We start from the raw sequence: 20,827 nt of genomic DNA on the forward strand, positions 1-20,827 counted from the left end.
ACAACATTGATTACAAGAGAGGACTTTAATATCGTCACGAGTTCTCGTTATAGTAAACTCTCGCGGCAGTCATAAATACAAACCGAGGATAAATTATGAGTCAAGATAATAATAAATACGTACCACCAAAAGTTTGGACGCAAGATAAAGACAACGGTGGCAAGTTTGCTAGTATTAACAGTCCAACGTCTGGAGCGCGCTATGATAAAGAGCTGCCTGTTGGCAAAGCTCCGTTACAGCTGTACTCGTTAAATACGCCAAATGGTGTCAAGGTAAACATACTATTAGAAGAGCTGGCCGAACTTGGTATTGATGGGGCAGCATATGATGCTTATAAAATCGATATTTCTAAAGGTGAGCAGTTTGGCTCAGGGTTTGTAGAGATAAACCCCAATTCAAAGATTCCAGCTTTGGTCGATCATTCTACTGATACAGCAGAGGGGCCGATAGCACTCTTTGAGTCGGGCGCAATCTTAATGTATCTAGCAGAAAAGTTTGATAAGTTCCTGCCACTGGCTACTGGTAAAGCGCGAGCAGATTGTCTGTCTTGGATTATGTGGCAAATGGGTAGCGCGCCTTTCTTAGGTGGCGGCTTTGGTCACTTTTATGCATATGCGCCTGAACCTCTAGAGTACCCAATCAACCGCTATACGATGGAAACCAAGCGTCAGCTCGATGTATTAGATACGCATCTAAAAGACCATGAGTACCTGTGTGGCAATGATGAATCTGATTACAACATTGCGGATATGATTGTCTGGTCTTGGTATGGCCAGTTGGCACTAGGTAAGCTCTATGACGCGGCAGAGTTTTTACAAGTAGAAGACTACAAGCACTTGCAGCGGTGGGCTAAGAAAATCGCTGAACGTCCTGCGGTTAAACGTGCAGTAGCGTTAGAACTAAAACCAATCGACTAAACTAAGTATCCAATACAGTTTAGATCTAGCACTACAGTTTAAGCATAAATAAACCTTAAACACAGCAGCAAGGCTGATAAGCAAATAGCTTATCAGCCTTTTTATTTATATTCATAAAAATGAATATAATGTATGCTAGGTCTTTCTTTTATCTTTACACAATGATACATTAGTACAACAGATAGAAACACTAGTGCGTTAAGATAGCCGAGCACCATTACAATAGACAGGTGTTTATACTTCTTCTACTGAAAGGTGATGATTATGAAAGACAATAATTATATAAACGATATGTCGCTATCAAAAGGCGCTGGTTTAACTGGTGTTAGTAGGTCAGGCATTAATACCTGTGACGATAATAGTTATAATGACGACAGTCACAACAGTAATGCCCAATCTAATAAAAATCCCAAAAACATCACTGTAGAGCATCATTCAGAAAACATACCTAAAAAAATAAAAGAACAACCCACCTATATGATGAAAAATAAAATATTACTGCCTGTACTTGCAGCGCTTAGCACAGCTTTATTCAGTACCACCAGTATGTCCAGTACATCGACTGAGTTTACCAGTCAAGACTGGCAAGTTGCCTGCGATAATACGCGTACGTGCCGGCTAGCAGGCTATCAAGCAGAGAATAACAGCGAGTTTCCGGTTTCTATATTGCTCGTACGCCGTGCAGGTGCGAATGCTGGCGTGGATGGTAAAATAAAGCTTGGCGGGGCAAAGGACAGCTCGTCTAAAGCCTTAATGCAGCTCGGTAACCGTCATCGCATCTCGTTGTTTATTAATGACAAGGATTATGGCGAGACTAAGCCGTATTCAGCCGCCGCAGGTAATGCTGAGCTGACTCAAGCGCAGGTAACTGCATTATTAGAGGCTTTGACCAAATCTAGCAAGATTACGTTGGCCTTGCGCAATTCACGTTGGCAGCTCTCTGACAAAGGTGCCAGTGCTGCCATGCTAAAAGCCGATGAGTTCCAAGGTCGCGTTGGTACATCCAGTGCTTTTATTAAAAATGACGATGCTGTTAAATCTAGTGGCGGTATATTGCCTCCCAAAGCAGCGCCAGTACTGCGGTTTGTTGTGCCAAGTGCCAAGGCTGATGATGGCAATGATAAAAATTTTGTAATGAAGTCTTCTCAGTTGGCATCGTTGGTAAAAGGCACAATGAAAGATGCAGACAGTGTTTGTCCCAATCTTTCAGACAAATCACCTTGGCGTATCAGTCGTCTAAATGGCTCACAACTGTTGGCACAGCATGAGTGCTGGACAGGCGCTTATAACGCTGGAGCAGGGGTTTGGGTGATCAATGATAGTAAACCTTATAAGCCAACATTGGTAACGACCAATGCTACTGGCTACGATAAAGGCAAGCTTACCTCTGTACAAAAAGGTCGCGGCATCGGTGATTGCATGAGTAAAACCGATTGGCTATGGACGGGCCGTGCATTTGAAAAAAGTCATGAAAGCACCACAGGACTTTGCCGTTTAATCGAGGCGGGCGGGGCATGGCAGCTACCTACCTATGTCACAGAAGTCAAAGTAGTACGATAGATAAATCGCTAATAGTTCATTTACTTTGGTTATTAAATTTTGGTTTAGTCATTAAATAAAACATCTAAACTTGTTTATTATCAACACTGTTAGTGCTTATTTACTCAGTAATTGAAGAAATAGGTACATATAGTTTTTTATTGTGCTATACTGCGTCGCCACGTTAGCTTAGGCTTTCGTGAATTATGAGATTGATAACATCGCCTGCGATTTTGGGTCTAGGATGACCATAAGTAATTGTTGCCGATGATTTTGTGTACTTAAATAACCTTTAAAAATATCCGTTATTTTTGACTCATATCTTATCTACTGGCCTATAACTAGGGTCTAGATTGGTTGCTGTTTGCCTTTATCTGCTTTGGACAAAGCATTGATAATGAGCGTATATCAAGCAAGGATAAGACACTCGGCACTACCACCAAAATACGTCAGACAGCACGAACGCATTTATTATAAAGACGCTAAGCTCTATTGGCTTGGTTTCTAATTATCGACAATTTTATATTGCTCGATAATGCTAATAAGAGCAGCGTGGTGAACGGTTATCAGTGGTATGCATCAAGTTTGCTGAATTTACAGCAACTTATACTTACCAAGGATTCTTATGACTGACATCTTATCTGCAATCGCCGCTGAAAACGGCATCATCGAAAGCACTGACACTCCAAATACTGATAACAATACTCAAGCGGCTGCTACTGACGCCACTGAAGAAAACAAAATCACCTTTACTGATCTTGGCATTGCTAAGCCAATTCTTACTGCGCTTGATCGCAGTGGCTATACCAATCCAACCCCTATTCAAGAACAAGCCATTCCTTTTGCTCTAGCCGGTCGTGACCTTTTATTGTCAGCGCAAACGGGTAGTGGTAAAACAGCGGCTTTCGTTATCCCTGTACTTGACCGTTTGAGCCGTGCTACTAGCTTTGACAAACTAACCAAAGCACTTATCCTAACGCCAACGCGTGAACTTGCTCAGCAAGTACATGACAGCGTTCGTACTTATTCTAAAGACATGCGCGGTCTATTTTGTGTGCCATTAGTTGGCGGCGCACCATACAACGGTCAGATCACTGCTTTGAAAAAGGGCGTTCAAGTAATCGTTGCAACTCCTGGTCGTCTACTTGACCATATCAATGCAGGTCGCGTTGATTTGTCAAACCTAGAAGTATTGGTACTTGACGAAGCAGATCGTATGCTAGACATGGGTTTTGCTGATGATATCAGTGATATCCTTCGTGCAGCACCAATCGATCGTCAAACGATCATGTGTTCAGCAACTTGGGATGGCCCAGTCGGTAAAATCGCTGCCAGCTTCACTAAGAACCCTGAGCGCGTATCAATCAAAGTAGAATCTGCACACATCGAAGAAAAAGTGTACTACTGTGATGATTTTGATCACAAAAACCGTTTACTTGACAAAATCGTTTGCCAACAAGATATGGAACAGATCATTATCTTTGCTGCTACCAAACGTAGCACTGAAAAACTGGCTAAACAGCTACAAGAAGCGGGCCATAAAGCAAGCTTCCTACATGGTGACTTGCCACAGAGCAAGCGTAACCGTATCGTTCAAGACTTACGTAATGGTAAAGTCAAAATCCTAGTAGCGACTGACGTTGCTGCTCGTGGTCTAGATATCCCAGCTATCTCGCACGTTATCAACTATGACTTGCCGCGTCAGACTGAAGATTACGTCCATCGTATCGGTCGTTGTGGTCGTGCTGGTCGTACTGGTGTTGCTATCAGCCTATGTAGCATGGATGATCGTCCACAGCTTAACGCTATCAACCGTTATTTAGATCGCAAAATGGAAGTATGTGTTATCGAAGGTATGGAGCCTAAGAAAACTTACGTACCTAGCGAAAACAAAGGTAATGGTCGTGGCCGTGGTCGTGGTCGTTCTAACGGCGGTGGCGGTCAAGGCCGTGGTCGTTCAGGCGGTGGCTATGCTGGTAAATCTAGCGGTGGTGGTCAAGGTCGTGGTCGTTCAAGCGACAGTGCTCCAACTGGTCAACGCGCTAGCAACGACAGCGGTTATCAAGGTAAGCCACGTGACACGTCTGGCAAACCAAATGAGCGTTCAGGTGGCAAGCCGTATCAAGGCAAGCGCACTGGTGGCCCAAGCCGCGGTGATAGCAATGGCGTTCCACGTGGTGAGCGTGCTGCAACTGGTCGCGGTCGTCCAAGCGGCAGCCAAGGTCGTCCAGCTGGTCGTTCTGACAGCCGTGGCCAAGGTCGTCCAAACGGCGGCAACCGTGGTAACAACTCGTAATACAGCTATATTTGACGATTAAAATCATTGATTCATTAATCGTTTAAAGATAGCACTAAAAAAGCCAGATACTTGTTATCTGGCTTTTTTGCGTTTACTTATTTTGTATTGCACCATGATTAGCTTACGTCCTTACCTGCCTAGCCGTTACCTTGCTATTCATCCTGTCAAATACTACTCGGCAAATCCTAGCTAATAATCGATGGCTGCTTGCAGGAGTTTTTTGCCTTGTCTATACTGATTTACTTTTGCCCGTTGTAACTCTTGGAGCGCCTTGATGCCTGCCACCTCAAACTTAGCAATTGATAATTTGCCATTAGCCTTTGGCATCATCATGGCCATTATTGGTCTGGTTTTTTATACCCAAGGCTTGCCGGGTAAGTTTTGGCGTCGGTTTTATGCCATATTGCCTGGTATTGTGCTTTGCTGCTTTATACCAGCAACTCTAAATAGTTTAGGCGTGTTTGCCGATGGCGTTGGTTCGCAGATTTATGGCTTTACTGCGACTTATTTGCTGCCAGCAAGTTTGCTGTTGATGACCTTATCCATGGATGTACCTAAAATATTGGGCTTAGGCTGGAAAGCGATTGCGATGTTTTTTGCTGCCAGTATTGCTATCGTCATCAGTGGTCCGATCAGTTTGGGGGTCGCTAAGTGGATATCGCCTGCGATGTTTACCGATGATACGTTATGGCGTGGGTTCTCGGCCGTAGCGGGCAGCTGGATAGGCGGCGCGGCCAACCAAGCAGCGATGAAAGAGCTGTTTGGGGTCAGTGATGATTTGTTTGGTATGATGATTTTGGTCGATACCACCAATGCATCACTGTGGCTGCTAGCTATCTTAGTGATGGCTAAACACAGCGATAAGATAGACCGTTTTTTGCGCGCTGATACCAGTAGCATTGATAAAGTAGTCAAAGCCGTTGAAAGCTATGAGCGTGATCATGCCCGCCCAGCAACCATCAATGATTTGATGGTGATGTTTGGCTTATGCTTTGCCATGGTCGGGGTCGCACACTTTATCGGTGGCCAGATTGCAGAGTTCTTTGCGCCTTATAGCTGGGCCGTTCAGTATAGCTTTGCCAGTTCGTTCTTTTGGATGGTTGTAATTATTACCCTAATAGGCGTTATATTTTCATTCACTAAGATTCGCAGGTTAGATCATGTTGGCGCCTCAAAAATCGGCACAGTATTTATCTTTGTATTAATCGCCGCAATCGGTATGCAAATCAATCTGGCTGGTATCGTCTCACAGTGGCGACTATTGCTTATCGGTTTACTATGGATGAGCATCCATGTCGTTATCATATTTGCTGTCGCTAGAATCATTCGTGCGCCATTTTTCTTTTTGGCAGTTGGCTCTAATGCCAATACAGGCGGTGCATCGTCAGCCCCGATTGTCGCTACTGCCTTTCATCCATCACTGGCCCCTGTCGGAGTGTTTTTGGGTATTTTAGGTTACGCAGTAGGGACATTTGGTGGTTATATCAGCACCCAACTGATGCGCTTGGTTGTGTCTTAATGTCTAAGTTACCACTCTTTTAATAGCATTTCTTGCTAAACAAAACCCGCGTTGATGCGGGTTTTTTATTATTAATGATTGGGTGACTTGAGTTATCATTTTGTCTATCTATGCTATTGATACGTAAGCCCAGCCATGGCCACGCATGAGTACGTGTTAACCTTTCTATTAATTAAATAAGGACAACTAATTAAATAAAGAAAACTAAGCACGTTAGGAATAAACAACGATTCATAGGAACAATAACGCTATGGCAAACTCAAAAAAACTAGAAGAAAAAACAAGTAAAACAAACACAGTGAGAAATGCCCTTTATAACCCTGATCAAGACAATATTCAGGTCAGAGGCGCACGTGTACATAACTTAAAGAACGTTGATGTTGATTTACCTCGCAATGCATTAGTGGTCTTTACCGGTATCTCAGGCTCAGGGAAGTCCTCATTGGCATTTGGTACGTTGTTTGCCGAGTCACAACGCCGCTATCTTGATTCTGTATCGCCTTATGCGAGACGACTCATTGATCAAGTTGATGAGCCAGATGTTGATTCTATAGAAGGGTTACCACCAGCAGTCGCCTTGCAGCAGAAGCGAGGTACGCCTTCAGTGCGCTCGTCCGTGGGTAGCGTGACGACGATATCCAACGGTCTGCGTATGTTGTACTCACGCGCAGGAGAGTATCCCGCTGATCAAGAGATTCTATACGCTGACGCATTCTCCCCCAACACCCCAGATGGCGCTTGTCCGACTTGTTCAGGTATCGGCCGCATATTTGAGGTCACTGAAGAGCTGCTGGTGCCAGATAACACCAAGACAATCCGTGAGCGTGCGATTGCAGCTTGGCCACCAGCATGGCAAGGTCAAAACCTCAGCCGTATATTGACTACATTAGGCTATGATATCGATAAACCATGGCATACATTGCCAAAAAAGACGCGTGACTGGATTTTGTTTACGGATGATACGCCGACGGTGCCTGTCTATCCTGAATACAACATTGAGCAAACGCGTGATGCGATCGAAAAAGGCGAAAAGCCAAACTATATGGGTACTTTTACCAGTGCCAAAAACTTCATTTTGCACTCTTTTGCCACCACTCAGAGCCCACGTACCAAAAAGCGCGTCTCGCAGTTTATGCAGATATCTGAGTGTCCAGAATGCCATGGCAAAAAACTAAAGAAAGAATCGCTATCGGTTAAGTTTGCAGGATTGGATATAGGCGAGCTATCACAGCTAACGCTAACAGAAATGGCACAAAAATTAGAAGTAACCGCTCGTACCAAGGTAGCCGATGACACACCAAACCGCGAAAAAGCCATCGTCGCCCAGCGTATCGCCAGTGACATTCTCTCTCGTGTTGAAGCGCTGACAAGGTTAGGGTTGGGCTATCTCTCGCTTGAGCGTACCACACCGACACTCTCTCCCGGTGAACTACAGCGATTACGATTAGCCACTCAAATTCGCTCGCAGTTGTTTGGCGTGGTATATGTCCTTGATGAGCCATCGGCAGGTCTGCATCCCGCTGATACTCAAGCATTGCTAGGTGCGTTGGATGAGCTGATTGCCGCTGGTAATTCGGTGTTTGTCGTTGAGCATGATGTGAGTGTCATCAGACATGCCGATTGGGTAGTCGATGTCGGGCCAAAGGCAGGTACACATGGCGGCGAGATTGTTTATAGTGGGCCTATATATGGACTTCGTGAAGTTACGCAGTCGCATACTGGTCAATATCTATTTGCCAATGCTACGTCTAACGCACAGTCAAAATCTAGCACAAGGCAGCCAGCAGCTTGGCTTAAGCTTGCCAACATTGAGCGAAATAACATAACAGGATTAGACGTTGAGTTTCCGCTTGGGGTGATGACCAGCGTCACAGGGGTCTCGGGCTCAGGCAAATCAAGCCTTGTCAGTCAAGCGTTGGTAGAGCTTATCAATGAAGCATTGGGTCAAAAGACAGTCACAGAAGCGCCTGTTGGGGAAGCGGATTTACTTGAGCAAGAGCTTGAGTCAGTAACTGGCGGTGAAATTGTCGCTGGTATGAAGCACGTCCGTCGTCTTATTAACATCAATCAAAAAGCAATTGGTCGTACACCTCGTTCTAACTTGGCAACCTATACGGGTTTGTTTGATGATGTGCGTAAGCTGTTTGCGGCGACTAAGCAAGCAAAATCTCATGGCTATGATGCTGGCAGATTCTCGTTCAATACTACCAAAGGCCGCTGTCCAAATTGCGAAGGGTTAGGGTTTGTCAGTGTTGAGCTGTTGTTTCTGCCCAGTGTCTATGCGCCTTGTCAGGTATGTCATGGTCAACGCTATGATGATGAAACGCTGGCAATCACTTATCGAGATAAAAACATCGCTGAAGTCTTGAACCTAACAGTGGAAGCAGCCCATGAATTTTTCGTCGATGAAGCGCCTATTTTGCGTGCATTAGAGGCATTACTACAAGTTGGACTTGGCTACTTACGTCTGGGTCAGCCTGCTACCGAGTTATCAGGCGGCGAAGCGCAGCGGATTAAGCTTGCCACCGAGCTGCAGCGTGTGCAACGAGGCGACACGCTATACATATTGGATGAGCCAACCACAGGTCTACATCCTGCTGATGTGTCCATGCTAATGACACAGTTAAATGGTCTCGTCGATGTGGGCAATACCGTCATCATGGTTGAACACGATATGCAAGTGGCTAGCAACAGTGACTGGATTATTGATATCGGGCCAGAGGCTGGGGATGCGGGCGGAATGATTGTTGCTCAAGGTACGCCATATAACGTCTCTCAGTCAAAATATAGCCGTACTGCACCGTTTTTATTGGTGTAATGGCGCTATATTTATATCAGTGTCTTTACATCAGTACATGTTACTGATGTAAAAATGAGTATTAGAAATAGAATTTTTCTAGGGCGTGTCCTCTTTTTAAAAATGGTGATAAAAATGAGATAAATCGCAGTCAAACAAGGAAAATAGCGCAGATAATATCGAGATATTAGTCAGCTATTTGACGCCATTTGGCAAGATTTAGCCATTTTTAACCCATTTAGATAACTATCGATTGAATTGAGGACACGCCCTAATACTCATTTTTTATAAATATAAATAAATATCTATGCAGGTGTCTCTTGCTGCACTTGCAAACGTTCAATTCTAGCTAGATAACTGTGTCCTAGCTCTGGCTCTGCCGAGGCTATCCAAGCGGCATATCCTGACAGCGTATTTAAAGTCTCATCAGCACGCAATTGCCCGCCTGCCTCTAAATTATGTACCGCCGCCCGCAACATTTTTTTGATCTGACGAGATACCCTAGGTACGCCTTGTCCATTGACGACCATACCAGTAACATTATGCTGATTGCCTTTACGAATCACACGTGTCTTGTCGTTATTTAACGCAAAACCTTCTTCGCGTAATATCTTATGGACTGAGCCGAGCAGTTGCCCGATCAGCTTGTTGTGCTGCGTATCGGCTTGTTTCTTTGCGGTGCTAGTCGTGGCTTTAATCGTTGTTTTAGCCTTCGGTTTGGGTTTGGGTTTGGTGTCTTCAATAGCGGGCACACTAAAGGTCAAGTCATCGGCATAGCGGCTATAACGTAGGCCCAACTTTTCTGCCAATCCTGTCAAGCGGCGGTCCAGATTTAGGCAAACGATGTTCGTTAATGCAGGACTGGTAGGCGCACCTTGCGGCAAAGCTCTATCGCCCAACGCCACATAATAGGTAACACCATCTTGCTGCACCACCTGTCTGGGCGACTCTGTACAGAGTAATGCCAGTAATGTCGCAATTTGTTCTGGGTAGCCAGCATGACGAAAGACCCCTTTGACACGGCGCCAGCTCACGCTAGGAAAGAAATCTTTGACATCTAGCTTAATAAGCAGATCGCTATTGCTATGAACTGCTGCATTGGTCACGATGGATTTGCCACGTACAAACCCATGCGCGGCACCATGGGTCATTAAATTGTTCAAAATATTGTGCAAAATCCAGCGCTGTACAAACTTCAAACGTGGTATCGGCGACCATATTTGACGCGCTGTGCCATTGCGTTTGGCAATAGTGAAATGCGAATAAGACAGATTGGTGGCGACCTCTCTTTGATAGCACAATCCTTTTAATTGCGGGATGGTAAGGTTAACTGCTTCTGCTAGCTCATTATGTTTACGCAGCAGTGGCAGCTTGTTTTCAATCAGCCGATTGGCCGCGTCTTTTACGTCCCACTTATCGGTACTGGTATCGTCCGTCCAATATATATGATGACCAAGATAAACCATGTGATGCGCTTTGTATGCTTGCCAAGCAGCTTTTTTGAGACTTTTTTCTTCAGCTGCCTCTTTTTTCAAAGCTTTTTTATAGCGATCCCGTTCTTTTGGGCTCATGTTATCGACAGGTTGACGCTCGACCATAAAGCCTTGACTGACTAGCTGCTGCTGAACATATTGGTAACGTCCGCCTGCCAGCTCAATATCTTGCCATAGTTGCTGCCACTGACGCTCAAAAAGAGTGGGTGCTGGCTCAGGGCTGATGTAATCGTTATTGTTGGTTGTTTGTGTGGTCATACCTTACATCCCTTGATTTTCGATAAAGCCTTTGGCTTCAAATCTGGCAATATGTTGTAAAAAAGCGGCTTTGGCTTGAGCAGGCTGATTGAACACCAGCTGCTGGCGCGTATCCTTGTCACCTATTGTCTGTTCAATGGTAATCTTCTTATGGGCAATGGTGATGTAAACATAAGCAATAGTGGTCTCTTGTGCGGTTAACGCTTGTGTCTTATCGCTTGTAGTCGCGTGTATCTGAGCAGCTGGTTGGGCTAAGGCCGTTAAATCAAGCGTCGGTGCAGAAGGTAATGTCATCAACGAGCTATTGGATGCTACTTGTACGCTTTCTTGTTTGTTCTTAGGCTGATTAAAGCGCTTACTCGGTACGCGTTTACTCAAGACACGAGTGTCATGCCAACTGTCATTGCCCGTGTTATTTGGGTCGTATTGATTATATCTAAGTCGTAGCGCAATAAGATGCGCGCACACGCCTTGTGTGAGTCGGTGCTGCAAGTACTGCGGACAGCTACATTCCGCCTTAGTGACTAGCCCTTCATCGCCTAATTGCAGCTGGCTGTGATAAGTACGTCTGTCTTCTTCGACATGGATATCTGCACGGATGGTAATGCCTTTGACAGCAACAGTCTCAACCGAAAAATTCTGTACACCATCGGCACGACTTAATAAATCAAAGGCCTGTTTTTCTGCCTCATTGTGATAAGCAAACTGCGCCATCTCAAGCGGTGCTTGGGTCAATGGTCTGTAATGATACAGCTGCGTCGCCACATCATAGCGAATCAAGCCCTGCTGAGTACCTGACAGTAACCACTGCTGTACTTGTGAGTGAGAAACAGGCACAGACGTTAATGAAGCATCTGCTGATAGCGACTTTACCAAGTCTTCTAGATTGCTGGGGGTATTTGCCAGCGTGGTCATCAATACAGACAGGCCATTATTGTCATCGCTATTATCATCATTGCGAGCGTTTAAGGTTGCTTTACCACTGCCTGATAACCCTTCACTAGCAGCTAATGTATTATGCAATGGACGCTTGGGCAGCAATAAGTCAAAGTTTAACGACTGTGACCAGTTGGCTTGGCTAAAGCCTGTCATGGCAAAGGTGAAGTGAAATCCTTTGCCCGTCACGGTCCAATAGCTTGGCATGCCTTGACCCAATAAAGAGACGGAAACACTATCAGCATGCGGCAACAGTCGTTTTAATAGGCTGAGGCGACGGCGACCCCATAAGCGAATCAGTTTGGCCTGTTGGCCTTGATAAGGCGTTTGCTGTTGGCTGACTTGGCTGGTGACAGTGATATCAAAAGGCTCTAATATAATCACTGGCAGCTGCTGAGGTCTAAGCTCAATCAATAATCCACGGCGTTTGCCTTTGATGTCAGCATGCATACGCAGCTTAAACAGCACGTTATATAGCGCGATTGGATCGAGATGAATGGTGTCTTGTGGCAATTGACCTGCAGACTGTACTTGCAGCAGTGCTCTGACCCAGCTTTTGGGTACATTAATGCGTTTTTCTATGATTTGTTTTTTTACGGTGGGTGCGGTGAATGCACTATCAGTACCTGTACTGTTTGCCTCGTCATTATCAGCCTCTGGCATGGTTTCGAGTAATTGTAAGCCGACCGCTTCATGACCAATATCTAATATCGTTTGTTGATGATCTCGTATTTTCTCAATACCGTTAAACAAAGCCGCACTGTAATCAATACTGGTGGTGCCAAGGGTAGCTTCGGCACTTTGCTCAAAAATCTCATTGGTCAATGTCAATTGAGCATAGCAGCCTTCATCACGGCTAAATACCTCAAAGCTAACACCTTGCTCATGCACCTGAATAATCGGGTCCAAAATACAAAAGGCGAGTGGGTCATTGTCGAATAGCCACGTGAAATAATCACGCTGCGCGGTAAATAGATTTTTATTGCTGCTGGCACGGCGCATCTGCATAAATACCGTGTACGCTGAGCGGTCTTTTGGCACATAACGGTAGTCACTACTGACCACATCAAACAGCGCTAGCAAACTGTCACGAAAGACAAGGGGAGACTTGACCTTACCGTGGAAGTTAACCTCCGACCGATTCAGCTGAGCAAATAGTGCCACATGCTGAGTGTGTTCGGTCGTTTGCGCCTCCAACAATGAGTCTGACGATTCGTTAACTTGACTGATTTGGCTAGGGGCGGCGTAGTCCAACTGCATCATCAGGCCATCAGTGTTGGCTACTACTTCTGACTCTATTTCTGATGCTTGGTCTAATTGATTGTCTATAGTCATTGACTGTCTCCTTCACCCTGATTGCTTTTTTGACTGCTGTCCTGACTATATGCCAACGGACGCTTTTGCTGTGCTCGTATCATGGCACGTTGCCAGCGGCGTAGTACTTTATAAGCAAGCTTCTGAATGTCTGAATTTTCATGTGCCATAAGCGTCGTCAGCCACTGTTCAATATTTGGATCATGTAGCTGCCCAAGCGCTTCGATAGCACGGATACGAACCGTCAGCTCCATGTTGTCATTATTTGCACAATGATAGAGTGCATCAGCGTCTTTTGCTCTGATCCACTGTAGCAGCTGTTGATTGATTGGTATCTCGGTAGACGAGCCCTTATGTTTGAGCGCATTCTTTACTACCGTTATTATGGATTTTTGGGTAGATGTATCGCTTTGTTCAATACGAGTTAGTAGCGTTGATAGTAAGGTTCGGTTGTCATAAGTGAGCGGTGATTGAACCGTAGTTGATACGCTGCTCAATGTTGGCACTATATTTGATAACACCTTATCGTCAGCGACTGGTCTGGCCAGTAGTCCTAACAGCGCTTGCTGCCACCAACTGCTAACAGTCGTAGAGAGCAGTGGAATAGAGGTGATGGTCAATGGTTGACGAGCATCATTGAGCCAATCAAGCATTGCCGCGATTTGCTTAGTAGCCGCTTTGTCGACAGTTCCTTTGGCAGTTGTAATGGCTATATGACGCATGATTAGCCACACCAGTTGCGAGATGGTGGTACCCACTTGCTCAACCATGCTAATCCACTGACTATTATTGATGGTCGTTGGACTGCGGTTGATGGTATCGATAAGCGTATGCCATTGCTCGCTTGCAGTGTCAAAACGCTGCTGCAACGTCGTAACCATCTCTTTATCAAGATAGTTGGTCGGGTATTGGGTCAGATAGCACAGTCCAATATGCTGTGTCAGTGTGTTACTACTGGTAATCAACGCGGTAAGCTGCGATGTTGGCATGTCTTGCTTGGCCATAATGGCATTTTGCAGTGCCATCAAGATGTCGGATGGTAAGTGCGCGCCATGCTGGGTGATAAATGCTGCCAGCTCATCGATGCTGCTATTATCAATGATACGCTTTAGACTCAAATGCTCAGTCTCTTCTATAAAGTCATTATTATGGCTTTGAATGGCTGCCCAATCATAAGGATAAATCTGCGACGCGAGACTGCCCCAGGTTTTCTGTGCCGCAGTATAAGCCGCCATGAGCACAGCACGATCTAGGTTGTTTTGCTTTAAGATATCTAAAATTAATGCTTTATTGGCATCGTTATCATTCATCTGCAGTAGCCATACCGCATGCCTTTGCGGACGGAAAAATATGGCTTTATCGATATGAGTGCGGATATAGCTGCGGATTTGTTCCCAAGCAGGCGTTGTGTTGAGCCAGCGCAGTCCATTTAACCAATGGACAATGGCGGGATTGGTGAAATGGACTGCGGGGTCTGACAAGTGCGATTTTAATAGCTCAAAAATATGCGAACTATGCTCAAAGTCACCACCTTGTGCAAGGCGACCTAAGGCTTCACTGGCCACGTCTTGTAAGTAGTGCTCGTCGTCCTCGGCCAGTTTGATTAACTTATCATAGGCTTTGTATAAGGTATGAACCTGTAAGTTTTTATCAGCGTTGTCCGCAGGCGAGCTAGCATTAGGCGAGTCAGCATTTTGATTGTTATTGCTGCCTAGTAGCTCGCCAATGGCTAACACACTGCAGCTGCGGAACTCAGCATCAGGGTTATAATCGATAGTGGCCATCAAGATATTGACCCCATCAGCATGACCGCATTTAGCGAGTCCTTCAGCCGCGGCAAATTGCACATCGGCGTCTTTATTGCGTAGAGCGTTTTGTAATGAAGCAATGCTGCCTTGCCGCCTTTTGGCTCGATATGCCAGTGCCTCGACCAATTTAAAAGTATGCTTAGCTGGCATTTGCTCGTAAGCGAGTGCTAAAGCGGTATCAATGCGTGAGGATAGATCGCTGTCGTCCGATTGTACCCATGCGAGTGACGGTAATAGCTGCGCGGCATGAGCATAATCACTATGATTCATAAGCGTAGTAAACAGTGACAACAAGATTTGCGAGTCCCTAGGGTGCTGACGTTGTAACCAACGGGTGTCTTCACGCTCATCTAGATAGTCATCGATATTTTGATCGTAACCGCTGATTTTTACTAAGGTATCAAATAAATATTTACGCTCTTCTTTATTTTTTTGCGGCGTGTGCTCAAACAGACTTTCTAAACGCTGTAGTAATGGCGCCACGAGATTCGTGTTACGTAGGTCAGCGATATCCCAATAAATAAACTGCTTAGGTTTGTTGATATGTGGATCATCAAGTAAGGCTAATAATCGTAAGTGCGCTTCATTGGCGACCTGTTCAGCAGTCGCAATATTAAAGCTACTCTCTAAACCACTATCAAAGCTGCTATTTAAACGACCCTCTACAGTGTTCTTATTGATGAATTGGTACGACGTGAGTGCCTCAGTAAGTAATTTCCAGCTACGATATCTCTCATTACTGGACTGAGCGTCTTCAGCAAAATCAAATAAGCTATCAAATAGCGTGCTGTCCGCAAAGAGTACGTCATGAAACTCGACCAGTTGACTCAGTGCTTGATATTTTGCATTCCAGTCATCACTCTTCACAGCGTGCAGCAAAAATGTCAGTTTGTCTTGACGCTGCCCTGACGGCGATTGACTGTCTGCAAAGGGCGTGACGATGACTTGTTTCCATTCAGCAACGATCTGAGGCAGTAGCGACTGACAATAGGTCTGTAGCCCAAGCAAGCTGGCTGGCAGATGGCCTAGTCGGCCTTTTAGCAGCTGATAGGTCTCTTCTGCTAAGGTGTGATTATTGGTTTTTAACAAATCAATGAGTTGTTGATCAGCGCTACTACTGACAGTCGCTGTATCCGATGGTTTGCTTTGCTGCTGTATGGCATCGTTCTTTGCGGTATCTAACAATAAATCCAAGCCGCGTTTGACCATATCTCGATAGGGCGTGCTCATGGCATAGTCAGCCAGCTTTTTGGTAGGCATGTTTAGCTTGTACAAGCATTCCCACGCCAGCTCACGAGTGTCAAAACTACGGTGGTTAAGTAGTGGTAATAGCACGCGACTGGTACTGTCCCGCCAGTCCTCATCGTTATTAGTGTTGTTATTGGTGTTAAGCTGCGATGATTGAGTAGCAAGCCACATTAGCCCTCGAATGGCTTGGTCTGTGGTGCTGCTATTAGCATAATAATCATCGCCTGCGCGTATGACGCCAATCCAAGCACCAAAAGCAAGAGATTGGTAAGGATAATACACTTCAGAACTGTCTTGTTTGTCAGTAGGAGAGCTATCGCCTGCCATATTAACGGTGGCCGTAACTGGGTGAGCACTTAACAATGCCTGCAAACTGCGCTGCCATTTTTGTAATGTCTCAAAAACATCGTCCTCATCGTCATAATAATCATGAGCGAGTAATTCAGATAAGTGGCAAATGACACTAATGGTTTGGGCGCGTACCAATGGCTGCTGATCGTGACTGAGGTTGGCGAGCTGTTGTAAGTTTTCGGTACTCACCGTCGTTAGAATACTTGCTCGGATAGAAGCCGTATTATGCGACTGTCCTTTAGCACCACCTTTATCTGCCGTGTTTGGTATAGCATCCATCATCATCGTGATGACTTCAGAGTGAGACGATAAAACACTGCCTAATTGACGTGACAAGTAATCACTTAGGTACTGCCATGTTGACGATAGTGCTTGCTGGTTATTAGGGTGTTGTACGTCATTCGGGTAACGAGCGAGTATGTTGGCATAGACTACAGCCGTATCATTATCCGCAAAGCTTAACGCTTCTATCAGTCGGTTAGGTCGACCAATGCTAGTAGCGGTCTTTTTAGGAGCTTGCAGGCTACCTTGCCAGTCACCTTGTAAGTCATCAAATATCAATAACAGTCTGGCTGCTACGGCATAGGACTCTGACTCAAACAAAGGCTGTAATTGCCGTGCATGTGTAATACCTAAACCGTGCTGCGCTTGTAGCCAATGCGTAGGCGTCATCGGTGCGACAAGCGTACTCAGATTGTTTGTTTCGTCTCTTATGTTATGAGTAAGGAAGTATTGCCCGCGAGCGTCACCCAAAATAGCCAAACACAAACTGGCTGATTGATTGATAATGTCGCGCTCATCTTTTTGCCATTTCACCAGTAGATCAATGTCTTCAAGGGAGACTATTTGCGTAAGTTTTGGTGCAAGAGGTTTAAAATCAGCATCAGGGTGGTGTAGGTATTTAGCATACCAACCTAGCGCATCATACTTTGATGGATATGCCAGTTTAGACAATCCAGACAGCGCTTGGCTTACATGACTGTGCCACTGGGTATAGCTGTCACTTTTCTTGCCTTGAGAGGGCATAGGCAGTTCTAGATAGTGTTTAAAGACTTGATACGCTTGTTCATCACTCCGCTGTGCCTGTTCTTCGTCAGCAAATAGGCGTGATTGGCTGGCCAGTAGTTGAGCGACTGTTAGCTGAATATCAGGATAAGGGCTGTTTAGGGCTGCGGTAATCAATGCTTCGTGATGATTCGGTTGATCATCGGCGCTACTATCATCTAAGCTACTGTGATCCGCTAAAATAGTAGGCTGTAAGTCTGTCAGCGCCAAAGCAACAATTAATGCTTGTTTACGCAGCTCAATACTGTCATCAGCGAACATGGCCACTAGAGCTGGCATCAACTGTGTCAGCTGAGTCGTATTCGCTCTGGCTTGCACTGTCGTAAGGGCCAGTTGCTTGGTATCAGCATAAGGGCTGGCAAGCGCGCTCAACATGACGTCAGCAAACCCTAAGTGTTTGCTCTGTTTCAATGCGATGTCAAAGGCTTGCTTACGGATGGCGGCAAACGTATCCGCAAAGAACAGGGTCAGGACAGCTTGATTGGTCTTTTGGTGATTCGTTTCTTCAGTGTTATTGGCTTTATTTGTTTTATGCTTCGAGTTCATCGCTAGCAGCAGTCGTTGCCATTCTTCTATCGCCACTTGATGCACATCTTCAAAGAGGCTCTGCTGCAATAGCTCAATGATGTCAACGATGGCGCTGTCAGATGACTGCTTAAATTGGCGGTTTAATAAAACTTTAACCACTTCTAGCCGAATACTGGTAAAAGGGTTGTTCAATGCCTGTAGCAATATGTCTGTCATCTCTGACGACATCTGAGCGCTTTTGTCACTACTATTTGAGCTATCTGGTGCGACATGCTTTAAAAACAGCGCTAAAGACTGCTCATGAATGTCTTGATGTTTAGAAGCAAAACCTGTCGCTGCCCAAGACAATGCATTGTCTGCCAATTTGCCATAGGCTTGCATAGCCACTTGGCGCACGCCAGCGTCCTTATCGTCTAGTAATGTCGGTAGGACTGCTTTGGCGTCTTCTATATTTAAATGACCAAGCGCGGTGGCCACACCAGCACGGATGATGGCACTGTCTTCATGGCTCATCAGACTAATCAGGGTGCCAAACGCTCGTTTGTCTTGTAGGCAAGCCAGCGCATAAGCCGCTCGGAAACTGATATCTTCGTGACTGTTGCTTAAGCTCTGTAATAAGGGCTCTAACGTGTCATTGCTGAGCTTTATGGATTCAGCAGTCGGTTTCTTAGATTTTGCCGTTTTGGTCTTATTCTTAGAACCGGCTATCTGTATGCGATCGGCTTGAGCGATAAAATCCTGCGTGGATAAGGTTAAACGGATCTCCTCATTGGATTGTTTAACATTATTATCATTCGCCGCTGTGCTACTAGCGTTATCTAGTAGCGTGCCGCGCAGTAAGCGAAAGTCATCAAAATCAGACAGGGTACGCAATGTTTGTGTGTCACCTTGCTGTTTCAACGCCTCTATCAACTTAGGCTGAGACAGCAATGAGACGTAAAACGCCGTTTGCCTAATCTCTGTATTACGATGATTCTGTAGCAGCATCAACTGACGCGAGACTTCAAGGTGGTTTAGCATGCCGCGCTGATATAGACGAATTAACCCTGATTGGACAATGTCTGATTGATTGCAGTCTAATGCCATCAAATCTGCTTGAGGACTGTTCTCTGGCAACAGTGTCTCAAGTGAGGCCAATGCTTGCTTGCGAATATTTGCAAAACTGTGTGATAACGCCTCTCTTAAAATAGGTAAGATGCGGCGCTGGCTTGAGGCATCCCTCATCGCGACCTTTAGGTAACCTTGTAACGCAGAAGCCACCACTTCTTCGTAGTAACGGTTTTTAAAGGCTTCTTCTAAATAATGCAATGGACGCTTCGCCGTACTTGCGCGGTCGGCTAAGGCATGAAAAGCAGCAAGACGTACGTTTGCACTGTGCGCCGAGCTTAGTTGCTGCTCTAAAACCTGTGCAGTTTTATCAAGATTAGTAGTAGCAACCCACTGTACCAATTGCAATGCTTGATTGGCCGTAAGTGTGTCGCTATCAGCAAGTAATTTTTTAACCAGCTCTAACGTTTGGTTGTCTGCTTGCGCCTGTAGCAGCGCCAAGCCTTCTTTAAATGACACATCATTATTGTTTGACGTATCTGTCAGTAACTGGCTGATTCTCTGATAGCCGTCTTTGATGATATAAGTGACTGGCAATAGCTTGCTATTTTTTGACGTACTACTCTGTGACGTGCTTTGAGTATGGTCAATAGGTATGAAACGTAAGCTCTGATCGGCACTGACGACGATGAGCGCTGGTTGTTCAGCGTAAGAAGATAAGACGATCTGTCGAGCCTTGGTTAGATCCTCTTTACAGCTGTTTGGTTGACCTTTATCAAATGCCCACGATTTGACGCTCTTGTCATCGGCGGCAGTGAACAACCGAGTGTCTGAGACACAAAGCGCCGTGATCATTTCACTGTGCTGACTAGACTTGGCTCTATCAACAGGATGCAGATCGCCTTGGACATGAGTACGGTATAAGCACTTATCTGCGCCTGCTGAGAAGAAATACTGCCCAACTGGCTCAAAACAAATCGCGTTTACTTTACCTTGGTGGAGCTGTTTGCGGCTACTTAGAGTGAGCTGAGCTTTATCTGATACCCATTGATAGCTACTAACATCTCCCGTTTTATCTGCCACGACTAACCACGAGCCATCATTTGAGGTTGCTAGCGCTGTCAATACAGACTCTTTACTTGATGCTGCTATAGAAGACGAATAATGCTCAATAATGACAGTATTGCTGGCTTGACTGTCCTGATAAGGCCATACCACGATGTGTTTCGGATATAAGATAGCCAATGCATCTTGTAGTGGTGCCATGGCTACAGCACGGCCTATATCATTGTTATTATTTTCAGGTGCATCGAGCAAGGATTTGGCACTGGTTTTCTTAACTTTCTTTGCTTGCCAATCCGTTTGGTAAAGATGACCATCATCACCAATCATCACAATAGTGCTGTCATCTATTTTGGTGATGGCTTGCATCGCACAAGGCAGTGCAGTTGTCGATAAGCTAAATTGCTCACCTTGTTGATCGAGGACGTATAAGACCGTGGCAGCTGCTTGCTGCTGGCGAGTAATAAAAAGACTGCGCCCATCTTGCTTGGTTGTCTTTTGAGTTGCCGCTTGAGTACTGTTGGCCTTACTGACTAAGCCAATAATTTGACCCCAATAGGGGAGTGTTATTGTTTTCATGGTGTTATCTCAGTTGAGGTGACGTCATATTTTTTTAAGTATCTTTTATCTATATCTGTTTGCAAAA

8 protein-coding genes are annotated in these 20,827 nt (G+C 45.3%); 5 read left to right on the top strand and 3 right to left on the bottom strand.

Annotated features, from left to right (window positions below):
- The first annotated feature begins 95 nt into the window (after nucleotides 1-95).
- The 5 genes from yghU to uvrA all read left to right on the top strand — a co-directional run bounded on the left by yghU (nucleotide 96) and on the right by uvrA (nucleotide 9,092).
- Nucleotides 96-917, top strand: coding sequence for a glutathione-dependent disulfide-bond oxidoreductase (yghU, locus tag ACTXGF_RS20270; RefSeq protein WP_443535270.1), 822 nt, complete (start codon nucleotides 96-98; stop codon nucleotides 915-917).
- A 264-nt stretch (nucleotides 918-1,181) separates the two neighbouring features.
- Nucleotides 1,182-2,477, top strand: a complete 1,296-nt coding sequence (locus ACTXGF_RS20275) for a DUF1176 domain-containing protein (protein WP_443535272.1) — start codon at nucleotides 1,182-1,184, stop codon at nucleotides 2,475-2,477.
- A gap of 604 nt (nucleotides 2,478-3,081) precedes the next feature.
- Nucleotides 3,082-4,752 (top strand): DEAD/DEAH box helicase CsdA, encoded by a 1,671-nt coding sequence (gene csdA / locus ACTXGF_RS20280; RefSeq protein ID WP_179799169.1) that lies wholly within the window; start codon nucleotides 3,082-3,084, stop codon nucleotides 4,750-4,752.
- Nucleotides 4,753-5,029: 277 nt separating this feature from the next.
- Nucleotides 5,030-6,274, top strand: coding sequence for a DUF819 family protein (locus ACTXGF_RS20285; RefSeq protein ID WP_443535273.1), 1,245 nt, complete (start codon nucleotides 5,030-5,032; stop codon nucleotides 6,272-6,274).
- A gap of 250 nt (nucleotides 6,275-6,524) precedes the next feature.
- Complete coding sequence (gene uvrA, locus ACTXGF_RS20290) at nucleotides 6,525-9,092, top strand: excinuclease ABC subunit UvrA (protein ID WP_443535275.1); 2,568 nt, start codon at nucleotides 6,525-6,527, stop codon at nucleotides 9,090-9,092.
- A gap of 284 nt (nucleotides 9,093-9,376) precedes the next feature.
- Here uvrA and ACTXGF_RS20295 read toward each other — a convergent pair whose 3' ends face one another.
- The 3 genes from ACTXGF_RS20295 to ACTXGF_RS20305 are packed head-to-tail and all read right to left on the bottom strand — an operon-like array spanning nucleotide 9,377 to nucleotide 20,760.
- Nucleotides 9,377-10,822: a reverse transcriptase family protein gene (locus tag ACTXGF_RS20295; protein ID WP_443535276.1), complete on the bottom strand. Its 1,446-nt coding sequence runs from the start codon at nucleotides 10,820-10,822 to the stop codon at nucleotides 9,377-9,379.
- A gap of 3 nt (nucleotides 10,823-10,825) precedes the next feature.
- Nucleotides 10,826-13,093, bottom strand: a complete 2,268-nt coding sequence (locus ACTXGF_RS20300; RefSeq protein ID WP_443535278.1) for a hypothetical protein — start codon at nucleotides 13,091-13,093, stop codon at nucleotides 10,826-10,828.
- Nucleotides 13,090-20,760: a HEAT repeat domain-containing protein gene (locus tag ACTXGF_RS20305; protein WP_443535279.1), complete on the bottom strand. Its 7,671-nt coding sequence runs from the start codon at nucleotides 20,758-20,760 to the stop codon at nucleotides 13,090-13,092. Before ACTXGF_RS20305 ends, ACTXGF_RS20300 begins: the two co-directional genes overlap by 4 nt.
- Nucleotides 20,761-20,827 lie beyond the last annotated feature (67 nt).

Source organism: Psychrobacter sp. 1Y6, assembly GCF_052258385.2.
Classification (GTDB): domain Bacteria; phylum Pseudomonadota; class Gammaproteobacteria; order Pseudomonadales; family Moraxellaceae; genus Psychrobacter.